Raw genomic sequence first — 596 nt, forward strand, 5'->3', positions numbered from 1 at the left:
CATGGAACTTATCGACCACGATACGGGCCTGGGGCAGCACAGCCTTGACCGCTGCCCGGTAGGGGTTCCACATGTCCATGCTGACGATCTCGACCTTCTGCCGGTCTTTCAGCTTCATCAGGTAGTTGGTCACCACGTCCTGGCGGCGGGTGGCCAGCAGGTCGAGCAGGGTTCGCTCCTCAATGTTGGTCAGAATGCAGCGGTAGCGCTTGTTCAGGTATAGCTCGTCGATGCCCAGAATGCGGGGCGTCTCGAAGCGGTGCCAGCGCCCCAGGAACTCGGCGCGGGCGTTGAAGATGTCGCGCACCGTCTTCTCGTCCAGGCCGGTCTGTGCCGCCACAAAGGTGTAGGGGTGGTTGAAGGATTCCTTCTCCACGTACTCATGCAGCCGCAGTGTCATACGGAATCCGTCCACCATCTCCGGTAGCTGGGGCCTGAATGTTGTCTTGCAGGCCCGGCAGGTGTATCGGCGGCGGACCACCCAGAGAGTGACCCGCTTACCGTGGATGGGCAGATCACGATAGGGAACGTCACGCTTGCCGAACCGTACGAACTCACCCTGCACGCCGCATTCCTCGCAGGCGATGGGATCGGGC

The 596-nt window shown here is 61.7% G+C and carries 1 pseudogene; it reads right to left on the reverse strand.

Annotation, left to right across the window (positions count from 1 at the left end):
* Positions 1-596, reverse strand: a pseudogene (locus tag CCD76_RS19510) (ISL3-like element ISPpu12 family transposase); the annotation flags it as partial.

This window comes from Salinicola salarius, from assembly GCF_002179555.1.
Classification (GTDB): domain Bacteria; phylum Pseudomonadota; class Gammaproteobacteria; order Pseudomonadales; family Halomonadaceae; genus Salinicola; species Salinicola salarius_A.